This window comes from Dehalococcoidia bacterium, assembly GCA_035574915.1.
Lineage (GTDB): Bacteria > Chloroflexota > Dehalococcoidia > DSTF01 > WHTK01 > DATLYJ01.
On sequence record DATLYJ010000030.1, the window covers coordinates 1 to 20,986 of the forward strand.

Annotated in this window: 21 protein-coding genes; 4 read left to right on the forward strand and 17 right to left on the reverse strand. The window is 68.0% G+C overall.

The window, feature by feature from the left end; translation table 11 throughout:
* The 12 genes from trpB to VNN10_02560 form a co-directional block, all read right to left on the reverse strand.
* On the reverse strand, positions 1-1,183 hold a 1,183-nt coding region (gene trpB, locus VNN10_02505), incomplete at its 3' end, for a tryptophan synthase subunit beta (GenBank protein ID HXH20872.1).
* Entirely contained in the window at positions 1,180-1,911 is a 732-nt protein-coding gene (locus tag VNN10_02510; GenBank protein HXH20873.1) for a phosphoribosylanthranilate isomerase, read from the reverse strand. The genes VNN10_02510 and trpB, both read right to left, overlap by 4 nt.
* The gene (locus VNN10_02515; protein ID HXH20874.1) at positions 1,898-2,446 is read right to left on the reverse strand and encodes an AAA family ATPase; all 549 of its coding nucleotides are present in this window, start codon (positions 2,444-2,446) and stop codon (positions 1,898-1,900) included. The genes VNN10_02510 and VNN10_02515 overlap by 14 nt, the downstream gene beginning before the upstream one ends.
* Positions 2,443-3,291, reverse strand: a complete 849-nt coding sequence (gene trpC, locus VNN10_02520) for an indole-3-glycerol phosphate synthase TrpC (GenBank protein HXH20875.1) — start codon at positions 3,289-3,291, stop codon at positions 2,443-2,445. Before trpC ends, VNN10_02515 begins: the two co-directional genes overlap by 4 nt.
* On the reverse strand, positions 3,288-4,307 hold the full coding sequence (trpD, locus tag VNN10_02525; protein ID HXH20876.1) for an anthranilate phosphoribosyltransferase: 1,020 nt from the start codon (positions 4,305-4,307) through the stop codon (positions 3,288-3,290). Before trpD ends, trpC begins: the two co-directional genes overlap by 4 nt.
* A gap of 258 nt (positions 4,308-4,565) precedes the next feature.
* Positions 4,566-5,129: an aminodeoxychorismate/anthranilate synthase component II gene (locus VNN10_02530; protein HXH20877.1), complete on the reverse strand. Its 564-nt coding sequence runs from the start codon at positions 5,127-5,129 to the stop codon at positions 4,566-4,568.
* 141 nt (positions 5,130-5,270) lie between these two features.
* Positions 5,271-6,422, reverse strand: a complete 1,152-nt coding sequence (locus VNN10_02535) for a methyltransferase domain-containing protein (GenBank protein ID HXH20878.1) — start codon at positions 6,420-6,422, stop codon at positions 5,271-5,273.
* A gap of 70 nt (positions 6,423-6,492) precedes the next feature.
* A complete protein-coding gene (trpE, locus tag VNN10_02540; GenBank protein HXH20879.1) occupies positions 6,493-7,974 on the reverse strand; it encodes an anthranilate synthase component I in 1,482 nt (493 codons plus the stop codon).
* Positions 7,975-8,098: 124 nt separating this feature from the next.
* Positions 8,099-9,145 carry a tryptophan--tRNA ligase gene (gene trpS, locus VNN10_02545; protein HXH20880.1) on the reverse strand — a complete coding sequence of 349 codons (1,047 nt, stop codon included), beginning with the start codon at positions 9,143-9,145 and terminating at the stop codon, positions 8,099-8,101.
* Between the two features lie 45 nt (positions 9,146-9,190).
* A complete protein-coding gene (locus VNN10_02550) occupies positions 9,191-9,628 on the reverse strand; it encodes a four helix bundle protein (protein HXH20881.1) in 438 nt (145 codons plus the stop codon).
* Positions 9,625-11,004: a TrpB-like pyridoxal phosphate-dependent enzyme gene (locus VNN10_02555; GenBank protein HXH20882.1), complete on the reverse strand. Its 1,380-nt coding sequence runs from the start codon at positions 11,002-11,004 to the stop codon at positions 9,625-9,627. The genes VNN10_02550 and VNN10_02555 overlap by 4 nt, the downstream gene beginning before the upstream one ends.
* Positions 11,005-11,073: 69 nt before the next feature.
* Positions 11,074-11,877, reverse strand: a complete 804-nt coding sequence (locus VNN10_02560) for a class I SAM-dependent methyltransferase (protein ID HXH20883.1) — start codon at positions 11,875-11,877, stop codon at positions 11,074-11,076.
* A gap of 577 nt (positions 11,878-12,454) precedes the next feature.
* Between VNN10_02560 and VNN10_02565 the strand changes: the two genes are divergently transcribed.
* Positions 12,455-13,405, forward strand: a complete 951-nt coding sequence (locus tag VNN10_02565) for a branched-chain amino acid transaminase (protein ID HXH20884.1) — start codon at positions 12,455-12,457, stop codon at positions 13,403-13,405.
* 224 nt (positions 13,406-13,629) lie between these two features.
* On the opposite strand, the gene VNN10_02570 is transcribed toward VNN10_02565, so the two are convergent.
* The gene (locus VNN10_02570; GenBank protein ID HXH20885.1) at positions 13,630-13,764 is read right to left on the reverse strand and encodes a hypothetical protein; all 135 of its coding nucleotides are present in this window, start codon (positions 13,762-13,764) and stop codon (positions 13,630-13,632) included.
* 59 nt (positions 13,765-13,823) lie between these two features.
* Here VNN10_02570 and VNN10_02575 point away from each other — a divergent pair, with 59 nt between their 5' ends.
* Together VNN10_02575 and VNN10_02580 are read left to right on the forward strand one after the other, a co-directional pair.
* Entirely contained in the window at positions 13,824-14,720 is an 897-nt protein-coding gene (locus VNN10_02575; protein ID HXH20886.1) for a PH domain-containing protein, read from the forward strand.
* Positions 14,721-14,796: 76 nt separating this feature from the next.
* A complete protein-coding gene (locus VNN10_02580; protein HXH20887.1) occupies positions 14,797-16,053 on the forward strand; it encodes a geranylgeranyl reductase family protein in 1,257 nt (418 codons plus the stop codon).
* Here VNN10_02580 and VNN10_02585 read toward each other — a convergent pair.
* From VNN10_02585 to pabB, 3 genes are all read right to left on the reverse strand, one after another.
* Entirely contained in the window at positions 16,050-16,862 is an 813-nt protein-coding gene (locus VNN10_02585; GenBank protein ID HXH20888.1) for an SDR family NAD(P)-dependent oxidoreductase, read from the reverse strand. The two genes, VNN10_02580 and VNN10_02585, sit on opposite strands and share 4 nt — an antisense overlap.
* 71 nt (positions 16,863-16,933) lie before the next feature.
* Positions 16,934-17,776 carry an aminotransferase class IV gene (locus VNN10_02590; protein HXH20889.1) on the reverse strand — a complete coding sequence of 281 codons (843 nt, stop codon included), beginning with the start codon at positions 17,774-17,776 and terminating at the stop codon, positions 16,934-16,936.
* The gene (pabB, locus tag VNN10_02595) at positions 17,776-19,035 is read right to left on the reverse strand and encodes an aminodeoxychorismate synthase component I (protein ID HXH20890.1); all 1,260 of its coding nucleotides are present in this window, start codon (positions 19,033-19,035) and stop codon (positions 17,776-17,778) included. The genes VNN10_02590 and pabB overlap by 1 nt, the downstream gene beginning before the upstream one ends.
* Before the next feature lie 182 nt (positions 19,036-19,217).
* Between pabB and VNN10_02600 the strand changes: the two genes are divergently transcribed.
* A complete protein-coding gene (locus VNN10_02600) occupies positions 19,218-20,036 on the forward strand; it encodes an aldo/keto reductase (protein HXH20891.1) in 819 nt (272 codons plus the stop codon).
* Here the strand turns inward: VNN10_02600 and VNN10_02605 are convergent.
* Positions 20,033-20,836, reverse strand: a complete 804-nt coding sequence (locus tag VNN10_02605; GenBank protein ID HXH20892.1) for an SDR family oxidoreductase — start codon at positions 20,834-20,836, stop codon at positions 20,033-20,035. The two genes, VNN10_02600 and VNN10_02605, sit on opposite strands and share 4 nt — an antisense overlap.
* Between the last annotated feature and the right edge of the window lie 150 nt (positions 20,837-20,986).

Sequence of the window (20,986 nt, forward strand, 5' to 3'; positions counted from 1 at the left end):
CTCTGAGCGCCTTCGAAACCGTCTCCAGGTCCTTGTCCCCGCGCCCGGAGAGGCAGACGAGCACGATGTCGTCGGGCCGGAGCCGCGGCGCCAGCTTTTCGACGTACGCGATGGCGTGCGATGACTCGAGGGCAGGGATTATGCCTTCGGCCCGGCAGAGAAGCTGGAACGCCGCCAGGGCCTCTGCGTCCGTGACCGACTCGTAGGCCGCGCGCTCGCTCTGCTTGAGCCAGGCGTGCTCCGGACCGACGCCGGGGTAGTCGAGGCCGGCCGAGATACTGTGTGTCTGAAGCACCTGCCCGTAGGCGTCCTGGAGCAGATAAGAGAACGAACCGTGGAGCACGCCCGGCCGGCCTGCGGCCAGAGTCGCGGCGTGCTCACCTGTCGCGATGCCGTGCCCCGCCGCCTCGACGCCGATGAGGCGCACAGATGGCTCATCGATGAAATCGTGGAACAGGCCGATGGCGTTGCTGCCCCCGCCGACGCAGGCCAGCGCGTAGTCCGGCAGCCGCCCCTCCTTCTCCAGCAGCTGCGCCTTCGCCTCGCGCCCGATGACGGACTGGAAGTCGCGCACGATCGCCGGGTAGGGGTGGGGGCCGACGGCGCTGCCGATGAGGTAGTAAGTGTCGCGCACGTTCGTCACCCAGTCGCGCAGGGCCTCGTTCGTCGCGTCCTTCAGGGTGCGGCTGCCGCTCTTCACGGGCCTCACCTCGGCGCCGAGCAGGTTCATGCGGAACACGTTCGGCGCCTGGCGCTCCATGTCCAGCTCGCCCATGTAGACGACGCATTCCAGGCCAAGCTGGGCGCAGATCGTCGCCGTTGCCACGCCGTGTTGGCCTGCGCCCGTCTCCGCGATGACCCGCCTCTTTCCCAGGCGCTTCGCCAGAAGCCCTTGCCCGATGGCGTTGTTGATTTTGTGAGCGCCCGTGTGGGCCAGGTCCTCGCGCTTCAGATACACCTTTGCCCCGCCCAGGCGCCGCGTAAGGTTGTCCGCGAAGTACAGCGGCGTCGGCCGGCCGGCGAAGTCGCGCAGGAGCGCGGCCAGCTCGGCCTCGAATGCGGAGTCTGCGCGGGCTCCGGCGTATGCCGTTTCGAGCTCGGAGAGGGCGGCCATCAGCGTCTCGGGCACGTAGCGGCCGCCGAAGGCGCCAAAGCGGCCGCGGGCGTCAGGGACGGTCGTCATGACTTCGCCTCTCGGATGAACCGGCGTATCTTCTCGTGGTCCTTAGTCCCGTCCGTCTCGACCCCGCTGGCGACGTCGACGCACCAGGGACTGACAGCGCGGACGGTGCTGGCCACGTTCTCGGGCGTAAGGCCGCCGGCAAGCCAGATGGGCATCACCCGGGCCACCTCCGCGGCAACGGCGACGTCAACCCGCTCCCCGGTCCCCCCGTAAGCGCCGGCACGGCCGCGGTCCAGCATGACGGCCAGTGCGCTGCCGGCCTCGACGCGGGCGATCACGTCCTTCGCCGTGTCCGACGGCGCGACGTGGAGGACCTTGATGACCTGCCGGTTCGCGAGCAGGCAACGGCTCCAGGGCTCGGAGCCCGAAAGCTGTATCAGGTCGATCTCGACCTCGTCGGCGATGTCATTGACCTCGTCCGCCTCCATCGCCGCGAACACGCCGACCGTTAGGGGCCGCTTGCGCTCCAGCATGCGCTCCAGGGCCGAAGCGCCGTGCTCGAACCAGGAGCGCAGGTCGGGCTTCTCCACCCGGTATAGCGCCGGCGGCTGCGCCTGCTCCATCTCCCGCAGCGGCCTGCCGAGGGCGCGTACGATCTCGCCCGCGTCCTCGACCGAGACCCGGCGGGGACTGGCGGCGAAGTTTAGGCCGATGAAGTCCGCGCCGGCTTCGGCCGCGGCCAGAGCCTCATCGACCGAGCGGCAGCCGCAGATCTTAACTTTGACCACGGCTCGTCAACTGCTGAAGCGGCGCCGCGAAGCCGATGTAGGCCAGAGTCTGCTCGAGCGTCTCATTCAGGGGCCGGCTCATGTCGAGCGCCAGGTGAGGTTCGCGCAAGGGCGAAGGCCCCGGCCGGACGTAGGTCTCGGGCGCCGCCACTCGGGGTTGGGACGACCGGATGGTGCGCCCGTCCATGCGCCGCTGCAGTTCGTCGAGGTCGGTTAGGAGGCAGCGGATGATGTAGTACTCGGCGCCGCAATCCCCGGCAATCGCGCGGCCGCGATCACGGATGGATGTGAAGTTCGCCGGACTGTCGAGGACGACGCTGAGACCCTGCGAGAGCAGCGACCCCCCGAGTTCCAGGAAGACGTCGTAGGCTGCCGGCCCCGCGACCTCTTCCGGCACGCCACTGTCCAGCATCCCAGCCTTGATGATGTCCTTGTCGATGACGACGGCGCCCGTCGCCTTCCCGATCGCGAAGGCGAGCGTCGTCTTGCCGGCGCCGGCGGCGCCGGCCATCTGCAGCAGGAAGGGGCGGCTCAAAAGCGCAACTCCTGCATCTTCGCCCGTACGTCCGTCGAGGTCATGAAAGCTTCGCCCACCAGCACGGCGTTAGCCCCTGCCCGATAGAGGCGCTCGACGTCCGCCCGCGTTTGCACGCCGCTCTCCGCGACTACGACCGCGTCCCGCGGCAGCAGCGGCCGCAGGCGCTCCGTGGTCGACAGGTCGACCTCGAAGGTGTGGAGGTCCCGGTTGTTGATGCCGAACATCGACGCGCCGGCCGCCACCGCCCGCTCCGCCTCCGCCTCGCTGTGCACCTCGACGAGCGCCTCCATCTGCAATTCCTCGGTCTTCTGGATCAGGTCTCGCAGGAGCGACGTGTCCAGGACGGCGACGATGAGCAGCAAGGCGTCGGCGCCCGCGGCGCGCGACTCGGTGATCTCGTACGGATCGACGAGGAAGTCCTTGCGCAGCATCGAGGGGCGGCCGCCGGGATAGTAGCCCTTCAGGCTGATCCGCGTCTCGGTCAGCCAGCGCAGGTCGCCCTGGAAGTAGTTCGGCTCGGTGACCACGGAGATGCCAGCGGCGCCGCCCAGCGTGTAGGTCCGGGCCAGCGCCAGGTGGTCGAGGCGGCTGATCAGGCGGCCTTTCGACGGCGAGGCCTTCTTGATCTCGGCGATGAGCCGCATGAAGCGGCCGCCGTTGCTGGGTCCGCGCGGCCCCTCGATGATCGCCTGGCTGAGGCGCCACTGCTCGTCCAACTCGCCCAGGTGACGCAGTAGCGTCGCCTCGGGTTGGTCCCGCTTCTTCTGCTCGAGCTGCTCCCGCTTGTCCGCGATGATGCGGTCGAGAATGCTGCCGCTGGGCCGGACGCCGGCCTGTGTCATGAGCCACCAAGCTTTCTGGTGAGGTCCACGTACTTACGCAGGACCTCGGCTGCGGCTCCCGAAGAGATTGACTGCTCGGCCACCTTGACGCCCTCCCCCAGGGTAGCGACTCTGCCCGCGGCTACGAGGCCGGCGGCGGCGTTCACGAGGACGTAGTCCCGGTCAGCGCCGTCTTTGCCCGCCAGGACCAGGCGGATGCGCTCCGCGTTCTCCGTCGCGGTACCGGTCTTCACCTCTCCCACCGGCCTCGGCGGGAGGCCGGCGTCGGCCGCCGTCCAGGTGTAGGCGGTCACCGCCGCCCCCTGGACGTCGAGCACCGACGTGACGGCGCCGAGAGATACCTCATCGAGGCCGTCCTCGGCGTGCACGACCAGCGTCCGCACCGTGCCCAGCCGCGCGGCCACCTCGGCGATCCTGGGCGCAAGCCTGGAGTCGCCCGCGCCGAGCAGCTGGCGGTTTGCGCCGGCCGGGTTCGTGAGAGGGCCAAGCGAGTTGAAGATCGTGCGGATACCGATCTCGCGCCGCGTGGGGCCCGCATGGCGCATCGCCGGATGGAAGGCCTGGGCAAACAGGAAGGCAAACCCCGTTTCGCTGAGGCAAAGGGCGGCCTGTTCGGGCGTCAGTTCGAGCTTCGCCCCCAGAGCCTCGAGGACGTCCGCAGCGCCGCTGGCCGAGGTGAAGCCCCGGTTGCCATGTTTCGCGACGCGGACGCCGGCGCCGGCGCAGACCAGCGCCGCGGCCGTGGATATGTTCACGGGGTCGAAGGCGCCCCCGCCCGTGCTCACGATGTCGAGCAGGTCGCCATCGACGGGCACGCGCACGGCTTTGGCGCGCATGGTGCGGACCATGCCGCAGATTTCGTCCGTGGTCTCGCCCTTGAGGCGCAGTCCGGTCAGGAAGGCGGCGATCTGCGACGGCGTCGCCTCGCCCTCCATGATCTCGGTCATCACCGCCGAGGCCTCGACCTCCGTGAGGTCGCGCCCTTCCACCACTGCCGCGATGGCTTCGCGGATCATGCTTCTAACATGCCTCCTTAGTGAGCGCGGCTGGGACTGGACGAATGGCCACCATCGCTTGATCCCTGTCTCCGCGGACCACCATCAGGGCCCTCCTGACCCGCGGGGGTCGAAACGCCTGCTCGGCGCGGCGTTCGATACGGGTTCCCGGTCGAATACAGCGTAGACAATTCTGTAGTCGGTTACCCTCAGGCGCCACGACGGCGCCGTGCCGCGAAGTCTCACGCATCTCTGGGCCTTGGTCCGCGGGCATGGGGGTCAATACCTCAGGAAGTTAGCCAGCAACTGCTTGCCCGGCTGCGTCAGGATCGACTCCGGGTGAAACTGCACGCCTTCGACGCGTAGCTCCCTGTGCCTCACGCCCATGATCACGCCGGACTCCGAGCGCGCCGTCACCTCCAGGCACTCCGGTACAGTTTCCGGCAGGATCGCCAGGGAGTGGTAGCGGACTGCCTCGAAGGGGTTCGGCAAGCCCTCGAAGACGCCCTTGCCGTCATGGCTGATCCAGGACATCTTGCCGTGCTTGATCTCGCCGGCGCCCGCGACGACGGCGCCGAAGGCCTCGCCGATGCACTGATGGCCAAGGCAGACGCCGAGCAGCGGCACCCTGCCGGCAAAGTGCCGGATGCAGTCGACGCTGATGCCGGCTTCCCTGGGAGTACAGGGCCCGGGCGAAATCACGATGCGCTCGGGCGCCATCTGGTCGATGTCTTCGATAGTGATCTTGTCGTTGCGAAAGACCTCCACCTCCGCCCCCAGCTCGCAGAGGTACTGGTAGAGGTTGTAGGTGAAGCTGTCGTAGTTATCGATTAGAAGTAGCATCGACTCCTTCCGCCTGGACTGCCGGAATCCTGACTTGTCGAGGTGCGGAAGCGCTGAATCGCAGGGGCCGCTCCGCGGCGCTGCCCTCGTCCCGAAAACCCCGCTGGGAGAGGCTGGAATCTTCGGTCGCCTGTGGTCTCCTCATGGCTTGACCGCCTTGATGATCAGCGTAGTGGGGATCAGCGAGCCCTGCTCATACGGGTACGTGTCGTCCCAGGACTCGTCCTGCGCCTCCGGGAGCATCCTGGGCTCGAGGACGCGGTCGATGACCAGGCCCGCGCCCCGGACCAGGTCTACCCAGTCTTCGATCGTGCGTGTCCAGTCGCGCATCCACACGCCGGAGCCCGGCCCCCATTCCCACTCCTGGTAGGCGTCCCAGTACGAGCGGCCCACACGGAACGGGTCGTCCTCGGACATCATCGCCCGCGCCGGGTGGCCTACCGAGAACACGAAACAGCCGCCGGGTTTCAGTACGCGCGCGACCTCCGCCACGCAGGTCGCGATGTCCTCGACGTACCCCAGGGCGTAGGCCGAGAAGACCGCATCCTGGGAGGCCGACTTGACCTGCGTCAGCGTCGTAATGTCGCCCTCCAGGAACTCGACCCGCGCGCCCTCCTCGGCCGCCAGGGCCCGGGCGTACTGCAACTGCATCGCCGACTGGTCGATGCCGGTCGCGATGGCGCCCTGCTTCGCGAAGGCGATGGAGCATTGGCCGCCGCCGCAGCCGATCTCGAGTACGCGCTTCCCCCGCACGTCGCCCAGCAGGCGCAGGTCGTTCTCGGTCGGCATGCGCGGACCGTAGTGGGCGGCGTCGGTGCCGAGGCGGTGCTTCAATTGGTACATGGCGCTGATCGCGTCCCAGGCTGCCCGGTTGTCCGGGACGCCGGGCGGACGGCGGTCTCCCACGCCAAGGAGCGCCCGGAGGTCCGCGGGCATCGGGAACGACGCCTCGTCCCCGAGGTCTGACGCCTCGACCCAGCGCGCCTCTTCGTAGGCGCCCTTGCGAAAGCGCAGTTCGCCCTCATAGCGCCCGACCCGGAAGACGTTGGTCACGAAGTTGCGGCCGCGGTCCGAGAGGTACAGGGTCTCCACGAACTCCTCTTCGAGCACTTTCACGCCCAGCACCTCTCGGCTGAACCGGCGCAGGGTCTCCTCATCCGATTCGTCTTCGGGCATGAGGTCGCCGGGCAGCGTCCACTGGCCCGCGAAGGGCTTGCCGTCGTCCGTCCGGCGCGCCAGCAAGACCTCGCCGTCCTCCTCGAACAAGAGCCAGACGAGGATCGACTGTCTCACGGGCTTCCTCCCGCGAGGACTTGCTTCGCAACCAGGACCAGGCCGGTGACGCGTTCGTTAGTGATGGCCATCAATACCCCAGGCTGCCGCGCACGAACGGCGTCGACTGCTCCTCCGCGAGGTCAATCGCCCGCAGGAGAGCGCCGGCCTTGTTTTCCGTCTCGCTGAATTCGAAGTGAGGCTCGCTGTCATAAACGATCCCCCCGCCCGCCTGTATGTGGCACACGCCGTCCTTCACGACCATGGTGCGGATGGCAATCGCCGTGTCCATGTTGCCGGCCAGGTCGAAGTAACCGACGCAGCCGGCGTAGGTGCCACGCCGGTCTCGTTCCAGCTCGGCGATGATCTCCATCGCCCGCACCTTGGGCGCGCCCGACACGGTGCCGGCCGGGAAGCAGGCGCGCAGCACGTCGAAGGGGGTGAGGTCCTCTCGCAGACGGCCGCTGACGTGCGAGACCAGGTGCATGACGTGTGAGTAGCGCTCGATCTCCAGCATCTGCGACACCTGCACCGTGCCGGGTTTGCTCACTCGGCCGACATCGTTCCGGCCGAGGTCCAGGAGCATGACGTGCTCGGCGCGCTCCTTCTCGTCGCTCCGCAGTTCCCGCTCCAGCGCCTCGTCCTCCTCGGGCGTCGCGCCGCGACGGCGGGTGCCGGCGATGGGGTGGTAATCGATCTTGCCGTCCTCGACGCGCACCAGCATCTCCGGCGATGCACCGACAACCTGGAACTCGCCGAAGTCCAGGTAGTACATGTATGGCGAAGGGTTCACGGTGCGCAGGGCGCGGTAGATGTCGAAGGGGTGGGCGGTGGTCGGACGCTGAAAGCGCTGCGAGAGCACCACCTGGATGATGTCGCCCGCGACGATGTACTCCTTACCCCTCTCGACGATCGCGTCGTAGGTCTCGCGGTCCATGTTCGAGCGCGCCGGAGCGCGGCGCGTTTCCGCGGCTGGTGCGGCCCGGTAGGGCAGACGCTCCAGCGGCCGCTCTAGCCGCCCCACCAGCTCCTCGATCCGCCAGGCCGCTTGCCGGTAAGAAGCCTCGATGTCGCCGTCCAGGCGGAAGTGGCTGACGACCTTGATCTTGTGCTGGAGGTGGTCGAAGACCAGGAGCGTGTCCGTGAACAGGAACACCGACTCGGGGATGCCGAGCGGGTCGTTCGGCGGCAGCCCGACCCGAGGCTCGAAGTAGCGCACGCACTCGTACGACAGGTACCCGACGGCACCGCCCGTAAACCGCGGCAGCCCGCCGACCGGCACCACCTGAAAGCGCGACATCTCTTTCTGCACCTCGATCAGGGGGTCGACGCAGCCGCCATCGCGCTCGCCAGTGCGCGCGCTGCGGTAGGGCTCCGTGCCGATGAAGCTGTAGCGCGCCAGCCGCTCCCCGCCCTCGACGCTCTCCAGCAGGAAGCTGTAGCGCCCGCGCGCCACCTTCAGGAACGCCGACACTGGCGTCTCCAGGTCCGCAGGCACCTCGGCGTACAGCGGACAGAAGTTCCCCTTCTCCGCCAGGAGCCGCGCCTCCGCGAGGGACGGGTACAGCTTCACGCCCCCTCCTCCGCGGCCGGGACCTCCAGAGCCCGAAGCCTCCTTACCGGCTGCGGCCCAGGCCGGCATGCCACTGAAGCGTCCCTGAGTTGAAACGGGTACTGGCGGGCGGATCGCTGCTCACTCATGACGTTCTCAGGCTCGAAGGCCTGGCGGTGTGCGGGTCTCGCAGGTAGTCGATGCCCATCGCCTCCCGCACCATCGCCATGGTCTCTTCGCCGACCGCCTTTTCGGCACGACTTCCTTCGGCGAGCGCGTCGCGGACGTCGCCCATGTGGGCCTCGTAGTAAGCCCGCTTCTCCCGGATGGGGTCGAGGAAGGCATTGAGGGCGCGCGCCAGCTTCTGCTTGACCTCGACATCCCCCACGGCGCCCCTGACGTAACGCTCCTTGAGGTCGTTGACCTCGGCCTTATCGGGGTTGAAGGCGTCGTGGTACATGAAGACCGGGTTCCCTTCGACGTGCCCCGGGTCGGTGGCCCGCAGCCGCGTCGGGTCGGTGAACATCCTCCGCACCTTCTCCGTCACGACGTCAGGCGGGTCCTTGAGGTAGATGGCGTTGTTGAGCGACTTCGACATCTTGGCCTGGCCGTCTGTCCCCGTGAGGCGAGCCACCCGGCCGACCAGCGGCTCCGGCAGGGGAAACACCTCCCTGAACTGGCGATTGAACCGCCGCGCTACTTCTCGCGTCATCTCGATGTGGGGCAACTGGTCCTCGCCGACGGGCACCAGGTTCGCCCGCGGCAGCAGGATGTTGGCCGCCTGCTGGATTGGGTAGAAGAAGAACGCGGCGGGCACGCTCTTGTGCCCGGCCTCGATGTCCTCCATCTCCGCCTTGAGGGTCGGGTTGCGCTGCAGCATCCCCAACGGGAGGTACCAGCCGAGCCAGCCCGCCAGCTCGATGTTCTCCGGCACCTGGCTCTCGATCACGAAGTGCGAGCGGGCGGGGTCGAGCCCCACGGCCAGCCAGTCGAGCGCCACCTCCCACACGGACTCGCGCACCGTGTCGAGCCTGTCGGCGTAGTCCGACACCTGGCAGTCGGCGATCAGGAAGAAGCACTCGTACTCGTCCTGGAGACGCACCCAGTTCTCCAGGGCGCCGGCGTAGTGGCCGAGGTGCAGCGGCCCCGTCGGCCGGACGCCGGTCAGGATGCGGCGGCGCGCCCCGCTCATGACGCCCCTCGGAAAGGCGCGGAGAGCAGAGAACAGAGAACAGACTCAGAGGTCATACACGCGCCCCTTGTCACGCACAGATGGGCCGGCGTCGAGGTCCTTCATGCGGCTGGTAAGCAGCTTGACCAGTTCCTCGTACCGGGCATCGAGAGTCGCGGCCTCCTCCGGCTGAAGGTCACCGCTCCTGGCCAGAAGGTCTAACCACGACTGCACCTCGTGGGCAGAACCCCTGGCGTAGGAGAGGTGGCTGCGGTACGCGGCCCGCGAATACCTGCCGTAACCCTCGGCGATGTTGGCCGGCACTGATCCGGCCGCCCTAACGAGTTGCCTGACCAATGCGTCGTTAGCCCTGTCCGGCCGCAAGCCCAGCGAAAGTCCGATGATCTCAGCGGCCAACTCCTGCGACTTCTGCCAGGTCAGCAGGTTCCTGAAGTGCGACGCACTCTTCCTCCGCTCTCTGCTCTCTGTCCTCTGCACTGTCATGCTCCCACCTTCGGCACGCTCTTCAGCGCCGCCGCCACCATCTCCTCAGGGTAGGCGTAGTCCTCCAGCCGCCCCGAGAGGTAGGCGTCGTAGGCAGCGAGGTCGAAGTGGCCGTGGCCGGAGAGGTTGAAGAGGATCGTGCGCGCTTCGCCCGCCTCGTCCGCCGCGCGCGCCTCGTCGATCGCGGCGCGGATGGCGTGCGAGGACTCCGGCGCCGGGATGATGCCCTCCGTGCGCGCGAACTGGACCGCGGCCTCGAAGCACTTAGTCTGCGGCAGCGCCACCGCCTCGATGTGGCCGCGCGCGTGCAGCTCGCAGATAAGCGGCGCCATGCCGTGATAGCGCAGCCCGCCGGCGTGGATGCCCGGGGGCATGAAGGTGTGGCCGAGCGTGTACATCTTCACCAGCGGCGTCATGGCCGCCGTGTCACCGAAGTCATACACGTACTGCCCCTTCGTCAGGCTGGGGCAGGACTCGGGCTCCGCGGCAACGAAGCGCGTCTTCTTGCCGTTGAGAAGCCGCTCCCGCATGAAGGGGAAGGCGATGCCGGCGTAGTTCGAGCCGCCGCCCACGCAGCCGATCACTATGTCCGGATACTCGCCGGCCATCTCCATCTGCTTCATCGCCTCCTCTCCGACCACCGTCTGGTGCAGGAGGACGTGGTTCAGCACGCTGCCGAGGGAGTACTTCGTGTCGTCGCGCCCCGCGGCGTCCTCGACCGCCTCGCTGATTGCGATGCCCAGGCTGCCGGGCGAGTCCGGGTCCTGCTCGAGGATGCCGAGGCCAGCCTTCGTGTCACGGCTGGGGCTGGGCACGACCTTCGCGCCCCAGGTCTCGATCATCGACCGGCGGTAGGGCTTCTGCTCGTAGCTCACGCGCACCATGTACACCTTGAGCTCGAGGCCAAACATCTGGCAGGCCAGGGCAAGGGCGCTGCCCCACTGCCCGGCCCCCGTCTCCGTCGTCAGGCGCCGGGTGCCCTCGACCTTGTTGTAGTAGGCCTGGGCCACGGCGGTGTTCGGCTTGTGCGACCCCGCCGGCGACACGCCCTCGTACTTGTAGTAGATGTGGGCGCGCGTCCCCAGTGCCTTCTCCAGGCGGTAGGCCCGGTACAGGGGCGAAGGCCGCCAGAGTTTGTAGACCTCCCGGACCTCCTCCGGGATCTCGATGAAGCGCTCTCCGCTCACTTCCTGCCCGATGAGGGCCATCGGGAACAGTGGCGCCAGGTCATCCGGGCCGATGGGCTGGAGCGTGCCCGGGTGCAGCGGCGGCGGCGGCGGACCGCCGGTTGCCACCATGTCCGGCAGGATGTTGTACCAGTGCGTCGGCAGGTCGCGCTCCGTGAGCAGGAACTTCGTTGTCGTGTCAGATGCCATCTTCGTTGCCTCCTCAGTAGTCCAGCGTTCGCAGTGCCGAGTAAAGGTCCGAGCGGCTCATCGCGCCGCTCAGGGCGCGGCTCCTTTCACAGCCCAGGCGCGGGCGATGAGTTCGATGCTACCGTCGGGGGCGATGGGTAGCGTGGAACGCAGGCGCTCGCGCAGGGCGACGCGGCGGTCCTCCGCGAGCGACATGCAGTAGCCCGGCGCCGGCGCGTCAGCCATCAGAAACGGCGTCCAGTAGTCGTCGAAGTCACGGAAGCGGGTCGTGACGTCGATGGCCCGGACCTGCACATCCCTGATCCGCGTCGCCGAGAACAACGCCGCGAGCCGCTCGGGATGGCAGATCGTGAACCGCGCGCCCTCGTCGTAGTGGACCGCTTCGGGGTCGAGCGCCTCGGCGGCGTCCCAGAAGCGGCGCATCATCTGCATCTCGCCGGCGTAGTCCCACACGTACAGGCCAACGATGCCTCCCGGTCTCGATACCCGCGCCATCTCCGCGGCCATCCGTTCCTTGTCCGGCACGAAGTTCAGCACCAGCCCGGAGACGACGGCGTCGAATGACCCACCGGCGTAGGGCAACTCCTGCGCATCGGCAACGCGGATATCGACGCGCGTCTCCGTCAGGAGTTGGCGCGCCGCGGCGGCGTAGGCCTCCGACCGGTCGATGCCGGCTACGGACCGTGGCGCTGAGCGCGCCAGCACCGTCGCCGCCAGCGTGCCCGTGCCGCAGCCGACGTCGAGCCAGCGCCCGCCATCGCCGGCTTCGAGCCAGTCGATGAACTCGGCGGCGACCAGCCGGCTCCAGCGCCCCACGTAGCGCTCGTAGCCCTCGGCGCTCGACCAGACCTCGCTGTCTTTCTGTCCCGCCATTTAACACCTAACAAAAAACCTTCACCCCTATAGGGGCGAAGGTTCGCTTCGCGGTACCACCCTACTTGTCCTTCCCGGGGAAGGACATCTCTAACAGGCACGGCCTCGGAACTGCCTCGGCGATGCCCCGGGCTCTGCTAACGGTGCCCTCTCCGTCGCCGCCTACTCGGCTTCCCTCGAACATCGGCGCATCCCGACATCCGCATGCCGGAGATGATGTCTGTCCGGTTTCCGCCTTTCGGGGCGAGGCTCCCAGGTCCATTCACCCGCTGCCCCGGCGCCGGGCTTTCACCTTACCCCGGCTCTCTGTCCGCCTGGGCGGACTGCGGGCTACTAGTCCTGTTCGTAGCCTCTCGCTATTCAGCTAGGCCGATAGCATAGCACGAAGGAGATTCGATATGTCAATCGGCCGTGTGCGGGGATCAGGACATCCTATACACCCGGGAGGGGCGGCGGGCAATTGCCTGGAGCGCCGGCCGGCGGGCTCAAGTTGCCCGCGCGAATTCGTGGCGCCTATAATCCGACAGCCCGGAGCGCCCCTTACGTAAACAGCCCCGGCACTCTGGAGGTCGACCTTATGCCCACGCCGTATGCGTACCTGCGTCGCCAGGTGGTGCCTCTGGCAGAGGCGAAGATCGGGATCATGACCCACGCCTTCAACTACGGAACGGGCGTATTCGAGGGCATCCGCGGCAACTGGAACGCGGACGACGAGACGATCTACCTCTTCAGGGTGCGCGAGCATTTCGAAAGGCTCAGCGCGAGCTGCAAGATCCTCCACATCGACATCGGCCACACGGTCGACGAGATGATCGATATTGTCACCCGCCTGGTGGGGATGTCCGGGTACCGGGAGGACGTGTACATCCGGCCGCTGGCTTATAAGGCATCCGAAGTCGTCGGCGTGCGCCTCCATGACCTCGAGGACGACCTCCTGGTGTTCGTCACGCCCTTCGGCGCCTACCTGGACACGGAGAAGGGCATCCGCTGCCAGACCTCCTCATGGCGCCGGGTCGATGACGTTTCCATTCCGGCAAGGGCGAAGGTGACGGGCATCTACGTCAATTCTGCGCTGGCGAAGACGGAGGCCCAGGAGAACGGCTTCGACGAGGCGATCATGCTGAACCAGGACGGCCACGTGTCCGAGGGCAGCGGCGAGAACATCCTGATCCTCCGGCACGGCCGCCTGATCACGCCCGCCCGCCACGACAACATCCTCGAGGGCATCACGCTGGCGACCGTCGAGGAGTTGGCGCGCGAGGAGCTGGGCCTCCAGGTGATCGAGCGCACCATCGACAGGTCCGAGCTTTACATAGCGGACGAGGTGTTGATGACGGGCACCGCCGCGCACGTGTCGGCCGTGATCGAAATCGACCGCCGCCCGATCGGGGATGGCCAGCCCGGAAAGGTCACACGCCAGCTGCAGAAGCTGTACTTCGACGCGATTACCGGCCGCCTGCCGAAATACGAGCGCTGGTGCACGCCGGTTTCGATGCGGGAGACCTCACCCCTGGCCCCTCTCCGTTAACGGAGGAGGGGACCCATCTCGGGGGAGAGGAGTGATAGCCAGAGAAGCAGGGTGGAACACGTCGCGGCGGTTCTCTGAGCGGCTGGAGCTGGCACTTCGGAGGCCGGCGACGGCGAGAAGCTCACCACGGGCTGGCTCGCGCGGAGACTGCCGCCAGCACGCCATCGAACGCCATACGCCGCATTCGCCGTCGCGCGGCGAGGCCGGTGATCGAGTCCGATGGTTCAAGTCACCCTGAGAGCCAGGAGGAAGACCTGATAGCCCGGCGCCAACTCGAGGTCCAAGGCCTCCGGGTCCCGCGTCCCTCGAGTGACCAGGTACTCGAGGACCTGATTGCCCCTGACGAGGCAGTCCGTCACGCGGCTCTCACTCAATCCGCCTTGCCCGGGAGGGGGCCAGGGGGTGCGGCTTGCCTTCCGTGACCGTCTTTCGGCCCGGCTCGAATATCGGCGCACTGTACGGCGCCGCGGTCGTGCTGGTGTGCTATGCCCTTGCCGCGCTCATGCTGTTCAAGGGGCTGACTCAGGAGGTCGAGTTTTCGCAGCTCTTTCCCTTGCTCGCCGGCGGCTTCTTCCTCGGCCTGGGCTCGCTGTACCTCTACTGGACCTGGGGATGCCGCTCCCTTCGCTACGTCGTCGACCGCAACGCCCTCTCGATCCGTTGGGGTGGGATTCAGCAGGTCGTGCCCCTTCACAGGATCGAGCGCCTGGTGCCCGCCGAGGCGGGTGAGAACCCGTCGATCGAGGGCGTGAACTGGCCGGGCCACCATGTCGGCCGGGGCTTCGTGCCGATCATGGGCGGCGACGTCCTTTTTTACTCCGGGCATCGTGACATCGGCGAGGTGCTGTACCTGCAGACGGACGAGGAGACGTACGCGATCTCCGTGCCAGACCACATCGTCTTCGCCGAGACGATCCAGGCGGCGCAAGCGCGCGGACCCCTCTTCGAGCAGAGGCAGGCCGTCCACCGCTGGGGGATACCAGCGCAGTCTTTCTGGATCGACGCGAACGCCCGCTTGCTCGCGGCGGCCCTCATTGCCTCTTTCGTTGCCGTGCTCGCCTACGTCCTGCACGAGTACCCCGGGTTGCCCCAGAGCGTGCCCCTCCGCTTCCCGGCCCTGGGCGGAATCGTGCGCGTCTCTGACAAGTCAGAGCTGCTGGACATCCCGCGCTCCGGCCTTGGCTTCATGGCCGCGAACTTGACGCTCGCCGTGCTGCTGCATTCCTGGGAGCGGATGGTCGGCTACGTCCTCTTGCTGGCCGGCATCGCCGTGCAGGTGATGCTGCTCGTGGCGGCTGTCGTCGCGGTGGCCTGACATGCTGCCAGGCCCCCTTGGGGCTGCGCGCGGCGCGACTCTGACCCAAGCACCGGCGTCCGCTATCCTGAATCCCGTGACCGACTACGATGTCATCGTCGCGGGCGGCGGGCCTTCAGGCAGCAGCGCGGCTATCCACCTGGCCCGCGGCGGGGCGCGCGTGCTCCTGCTGGACAAGGCAACCTTCCCGCGTGAGAAGCCCTGCGGCGGCGGCGTGACGGCGCGCGCCCTCGCCCAGGCGCCCGTTGACCTCACGCCGGTGGTCGAGCAAGAGGTCGACACCGTGCGCTTCAGTTATCGCCTGGGCTCGTTCTTCGACTACCGCTACCCGAGGACCCTGGTTTACATGACTCAGCGGCTGCGCCTGGACGCCTACCTGGTCGAGCAGGCGGAGGCGGCGGGGGCGGAGGTGCGACAGGACGTCCCGGTGCTCGGCGCCTACCTCGCGCCCGCTCGCGTTACCGTCCGCACCCGCGAGGGCGACCTCAGTGCGCGCGTCCTCATCGGTGCGGACGGGGCGAACGGCGCCGTGGCGCGCTCCCTCAACCTGAGTCCGGCCCCGGACCCGCCGGTGGCGCTCGAAGCCAACTTCCCTTATGAGCCCGGCCAGCAAGCCGATCCTCCGAGTCCAGATTCCAGGGCCTGCATTCCGGACCCCTGGCGCGGCGTCCTTGCCCTCGAGCTCGGTAGCATGTACGGCGGCTACGGCTGGTCCTTTCCCAAGGCCGACCACTTCAACGTGGGCTGCGGTGGCTGGCGGCTCGAAGGCGGCAGGCTGCGCGAGCACCTGGCGGCCCTCGCGCCGCACTATGGCCTCGACGCGGCCAGCATGCGCAACCTTCGCGGCCACCACCTGCCCACGCGCGAGGGTTCGCGTCCGGTGTCCAAGGGCAACGCGCTCCTGGTCGGCGACGCCGCGGGCCTTGTAGACCCGATGTCCGGAGAAGGCATCTACTCCGCCTTCGTGAGCGGCCGCCTGGCGGCGGAAGCAGTCCTGCCCTATCTCCGCGGCGTGACCAAGACCCTGTCCGCCTACGACGCGGCCGTCGAGCGCGAGATGATGCCGGACCTCCGCGCGGCCGGCCTCCTGCGGGACGCTTACCACTACCTGCCGGGGCCCAGTTACCGGCTCATGCAGCGCTGGCCCTACCTGCGGGAGTCCTTGTGCAAGCTCATGCTGGGGGAAAAGACCTACGCTGGCTTCTTGCGGGAAAGCGGCCCGTTGCGCGCCCTGGTGAGCATAGTCGCGGCCCTTGGTCGGCGGGAAAGGCGCCGCCGCGAGGCCCGGCTGGCACTGCGGGTCTCCGCGCGCGCGTCGATGGCCAGGTCCTAGCCGCCGCCTCCGCCGGCGACACCGGCGCCGCCATCGACCGGAAGCGAGACGCCGGTGATGAACTTCGCCTCGTCCGAGTGCAAGAAGAGGGCCGCGAAGGCCACATCCCAACCCGTGCCCATCCTGCGCCCGAGGGGGACGCGGCTGTCGCGCTGGGCTATGAGTTGCTCCCGGTCAGCGCCGGCCGCGACGCGCGCCTCGATGGCCATCGGGGTGTTCATGAGCCCCGGGAGGATGCAGTTCACGCGGATGCCGTAGCGGGCATTCGCCGCCGCCAGGTTCTCGCTCAGGGCGATGACAGCCGCCTTCGTGGTCTTGTAGCCCACGAAGGGGTAGTTCGAACGCGCGGCCATCGATGAGATGTTGACGATCGAACCCCTTCCTTGCTCGCGCATCACGGGCAGGGCATGTTTGCAGGCGAGCCACATCCCGCGCAGGTTGGTCGCGACGATGCGGTCGAACGCCGCGACCTCGAGTTCGGTCGCGGGGGCGTCGTTGAGGGCGACGCTGGCGCCGACGTTGTTGTGCAGGATGTCGATGGCGCCGTAAACGGCCATGGCCGCTCCGACCATGTCCTTCACGGCCGCTTCGTCCGTGACGTCGGCCTCGACCGCTGTGGCTTCGCCCTTCTCGGCCTCGATCATGGCGACGGTCTCGCGTGCGGAGTCAAGGTTGCGGTCGGCGACGACGACGCGCGCGCCTTCTCTGGCCAGGAGGATAGCGGTGGCACGGCCGTTGCCGATGGTCTGGCCCGGCGTCTGCCCGCCGCCAACGACTATCGCTACCTTGCCCTCTACCCTTCCCGGCATCGCCTGCAGATGCTAGCGGCGCCAGGGGCGAGAGTCCAGCGGCGGGGATGCGCAGCAGCGATAGCGCCTGGTCAGGCGCCTGGCGTGGTGAGGCTAGCAGCCGCCTCATAGGCGGCGCGTAGGCGCCGTGTGATGTCGCCAGGCCGGCCGCCGCCAACTATCGTGCCGTCGATGGCAACGACGGGAAGGAGGCCGGCAATCGCGTTCGTGACGAAGACCTCCCGGGCGGCGAGCAAGTCCTCCAGCCGCAGGCTTCTCACGGCGGGCCTGACCCCGGCATCAGGCGCCAGCTCCAGCACCGCCTCCCGGGTGACGCCGCCAAGCGCGCCGTCTTCAACCGGCGGCGTGACGACTTCGCGCCCGATGACGGCGAACACGTTCGTCACGCTGCCTTCAGCGACCAGTCCCTTCGTGTTCAAGAGCAGCGCTTCGTCCGCTCCCCGGCGCCGCGCTTCGTCCCGGGCATGCACGTTCTCGGCGAAGCTGGTCGTCTTGAGCCGCGCGAGAGGGGACGTCTCGTTCCGACGTTGGGCCGCTGTCGCGAGGCGGATGCCGGCCTCGTACGACTCCTCAGGGTAGTCGGTGCTGGCGCGGGCCTGGATGAGGAGGTTGGGGCCGCCCTCGGGATCGCCCGCGGTCAACGTCAGGCGGACGCGGGCGTCATCCAAGGCCGCGAGCCTCGCGAGGTCGGAGACGGCCTTGCCCAGGCCGGGGAGGTCGAGGGGGACCTCTATGCCGAACGCTGCCGCGCCGGCGCAAAGCCTCCGAAAGTGGGCGTCCAGCCGGTAGACCCGCCCCTTCCGGGCACGAAAAGTCTCGAAGACGCCGAGGCCCAGGAGGACGCCGCGGTCGCCCGCCGGTACGAGGGCGTTGTCCTCGGGCAGCAAACGGCCATTGAAGTAGACCCAGGCCATCAGTCCGCCGCCAGTACGCGCGCCAGGGCCGCGCCCTTGTCCAGCGTCTCCTGGTACTCGGCTTCCGGGTCCGAATCGGCGACGATGCCGCCGCCAACGTGGAAGTAGGCGCGCCCTTCCTTGATGACCATGATGCGGATGGCGACGTTGAGGTCGACGCGTCCGTCAAAGCCGATGTAGCCCATCGCGCCCGTGTAGGGGCCACGGGCGACCGGCTCCAGTTCGTCGATGATCTGCATCGCCCGCAGTTTGGGCGCGCCGGTCACCGAGCCGCTCGGGAAGGTGGCGCGCAGCAGGTCGATGGCGTCGCAGTCGGGACGAAGGCGGCAGCGCACCGTGGACACCAGGTGGTGCACGCTGGCGTAGCTCTCCAGCCCGAACAGCTCCGGTACTTCGACGCTGCCCACCTCCGCCACGCGGCCGAGGTCGTTGCGCTCGAGGTCGACGATCATGAGGTTTTCGGCCCGGTCCTTCCCGCTGGCCATGAGGTCGCGGGCCAGCGCCAGGTCCTCCTGGGCGTCACGCCCGCGGGGCCGTGTGCCCTTTATGGGCCGCGTCTCGACGACTCTGCTCACGGGGTCGTAGTGAAGAAAACGCTCCGGCGAGCTCGAAAGTAGCGTGAAGTCCGGGAAGGTGAAGATTGCGCCGTAGGGGGCCGGCGATAGGCGGCGCAGGGCCCGGTACACCTCGATGGGGGGCCGGGGGCAGTCAGCCTCGAAACGCTGGCTCAAGTTCACCTGGTAGATGTCGCCCGCGCGGATGTAGTCGAGGCAGCGCGCGACCGCTCTCCGGTAACCGGCGCGAGAGAAGCTGGACGCGAGCGCATCGAAGGGCGGATGGCGGATAGAGGCCCCAACTCCGGGCGCGAAGACGCCTGGGTCGAAGACGGCAACGTCCTCGTAGAAGCCAAGGCTGCAGTCTGGGAGGCCGAGGTCCTCCGCCGCCATCGACGGGAGATCCTCGATGTGGCGCGCGAGACCGAAGCCGAAGTAGCCGGCGACCATGCCGTCCCGGCCGGCCCGCTCGTTCAGGAGGCCGCGGAGCACCTCGAATGGGTCAGCATCGAGGCAGGTGCGGCTCCCGCCAGGGCTCGATAGCTCGACGCGGCGGCCCCAGCAGCGCATTACGAACGAGGGGCGCCTGCCGGCGAAGGAGTGGCGGCCCTGGCGCGCGTCGGGGAGCGAACTATCGAGCCAGAAACCCCAGGGCTCCGAGCCGACCCGGGCAACCGCTTCGAGGTCAGGACTGATCAGGGTCACCCTCCGCATCCGGATACAGGCCCACGACGGTAGCGTACAGGACTGGAGGCACCCATCGGCCCGCAGACGGCGCCTTCTTGCCGGCGACCGCAGGTTAGCTAGATGCGCGTAACGTGCATCATGAAGGTGGACGCAGTGCCGTGATCCACTATGCGTCGTGATCGCTGCGCTGGAGGAAAGCAATGGGGGAGTTGAGGACCCGCCGGCTCGGGCGCACCGGGCTGTGGCTGCCAGAGCTGGGCCTTGGCGCCATGGACACGCCGCAGTCCAGCGAGGGCCTGGAGACCCTGCGGGCCGCCTACGACCAGGGCATCCGCTTCGTGGACACGGCGCGCGGCTACGCCGGAAGCGAAGCCCTGATCGGCCAGTTCATCAGGGAGCATGGCGGCTCGCCCTTCGTGCTCAGCTCGAAGACCTTCAGCCATTCGATCGATGGCAGCCAGAGGGACGTAGACCGGTCCCTGGCCGTGCTGGGCGTCAGCTCTATCGACCTGTACCAGCTCCACGACGTCCGCACCGACGAAGCCTGGCGGGAGGTCATGGGCGAAAACGGCGCGCTCGCGGGCCTGAGGATCGCCCAGGAGCGCGGCCTTGTCCGCTATCTCGGCATCTCCTCGCACAACCTGGCGCTGGTGGAGCGGGCGGTCCTCTGCGGCGAGTTCGACGCCGTCATGCTCGAATACTCGGCCTTCTTTCCCGAGACAGCGCCACTCATCGACCTGGCTGCCGAGCACGACGTCGGCGTCATCGTCATGAGGCCGCTCGGCGGGTCGGGACGCATGAGCGTCGTGCGGAGCCGTATCGCCGGAGGGTATACCGGCCCCCTGACGCCTGCAAACCTGCTCCGCTACGTCCTATCTCACCCGGGCGTCTCAGTCGCCATACCTGGGGCGCGCCACCCCTCACGCATCGTCGAGAACGCCGCCACCGCCCGGTCCTACGAGCCGATGAGCGAGCAAGAGCGCCGCGAGCTCGAAGCGGAGGCGGCGGCCCTCTACTAGTCGTACGCGGGGAAAGGCCCCGCCGTCATGCCTCCGTCGACGACGAGGTCGTGGCAGTTGATGTAGGCGCCATCGTCGCTGGCGAGGTAGAGGACGGCGTTGGCGACATCGCGCGGCAGGCCGGTGCGGTGGATGGGGTTGGCCCTGGCCAGGTTCTCCTTGAGCTTGCGCATCTTACCCTCGTTGTGCCCGGGCTCCAGTTGGCGGGCGGCCTCGGACCCGCCGTAGAAGATCGGCGTCGCGACGCCGCCGGGCGACACGCAGTTGACGGTGATGCCGTACTTGCCCAGTTCCATGCCCGCGACCTTCGTGAGCTGGGTGACGGCCGCCTTGGCGGCGCTGTACAGGTACTGGCCCGTATTGGTGCGCAGGGCGGCGATGCTGGAGTTGTTGATGATGCGGCCGTGCTGCTGTGCCTTCATCACCGGGATCGCGTGCTTGATCCCGAACACGACGCTGCCGACGAGGAGGGCCATGGCGTGCTCAAACTGCTCCCAGGTGACAATCTCCGGCGTGCCTCCCGTGGGTCCGCCGGCATTGTTGAAGAGGATGTCCAGCCTGCCGAAGGTGGAGGTCGTGAACTCGACCGAAGCGCGGATGTCGTCCTCGCGCGTCACGTCGGCGCGGAAGTAGCGCGCGTCCGGGCCGAGGCGGGCGGCGATCGCCTCGCCGCTTTCCACCGAGCGGCCGGTGAAGACCACGCGGGCGCCCTCTTCGAGAAAGCGCTCGACGGTCGCCTCACCGATGCCGCTGGTGCCGCCGGTGATGAGGGCAACCCTGCCTGCGAGCCTGCCTGTCATGCCCGAACCCTCCCGATTGAACTGGCCCTGATTTTCGCGCATCGGGCTCGTACACCGAACTCTGAAGCTCCGGCGATTCGAGGCGACTATCTTGCGATAGAAATGACAGGTACAGGGGAGAATCGAGGGCTAGCCCGTTGACAGACCGTT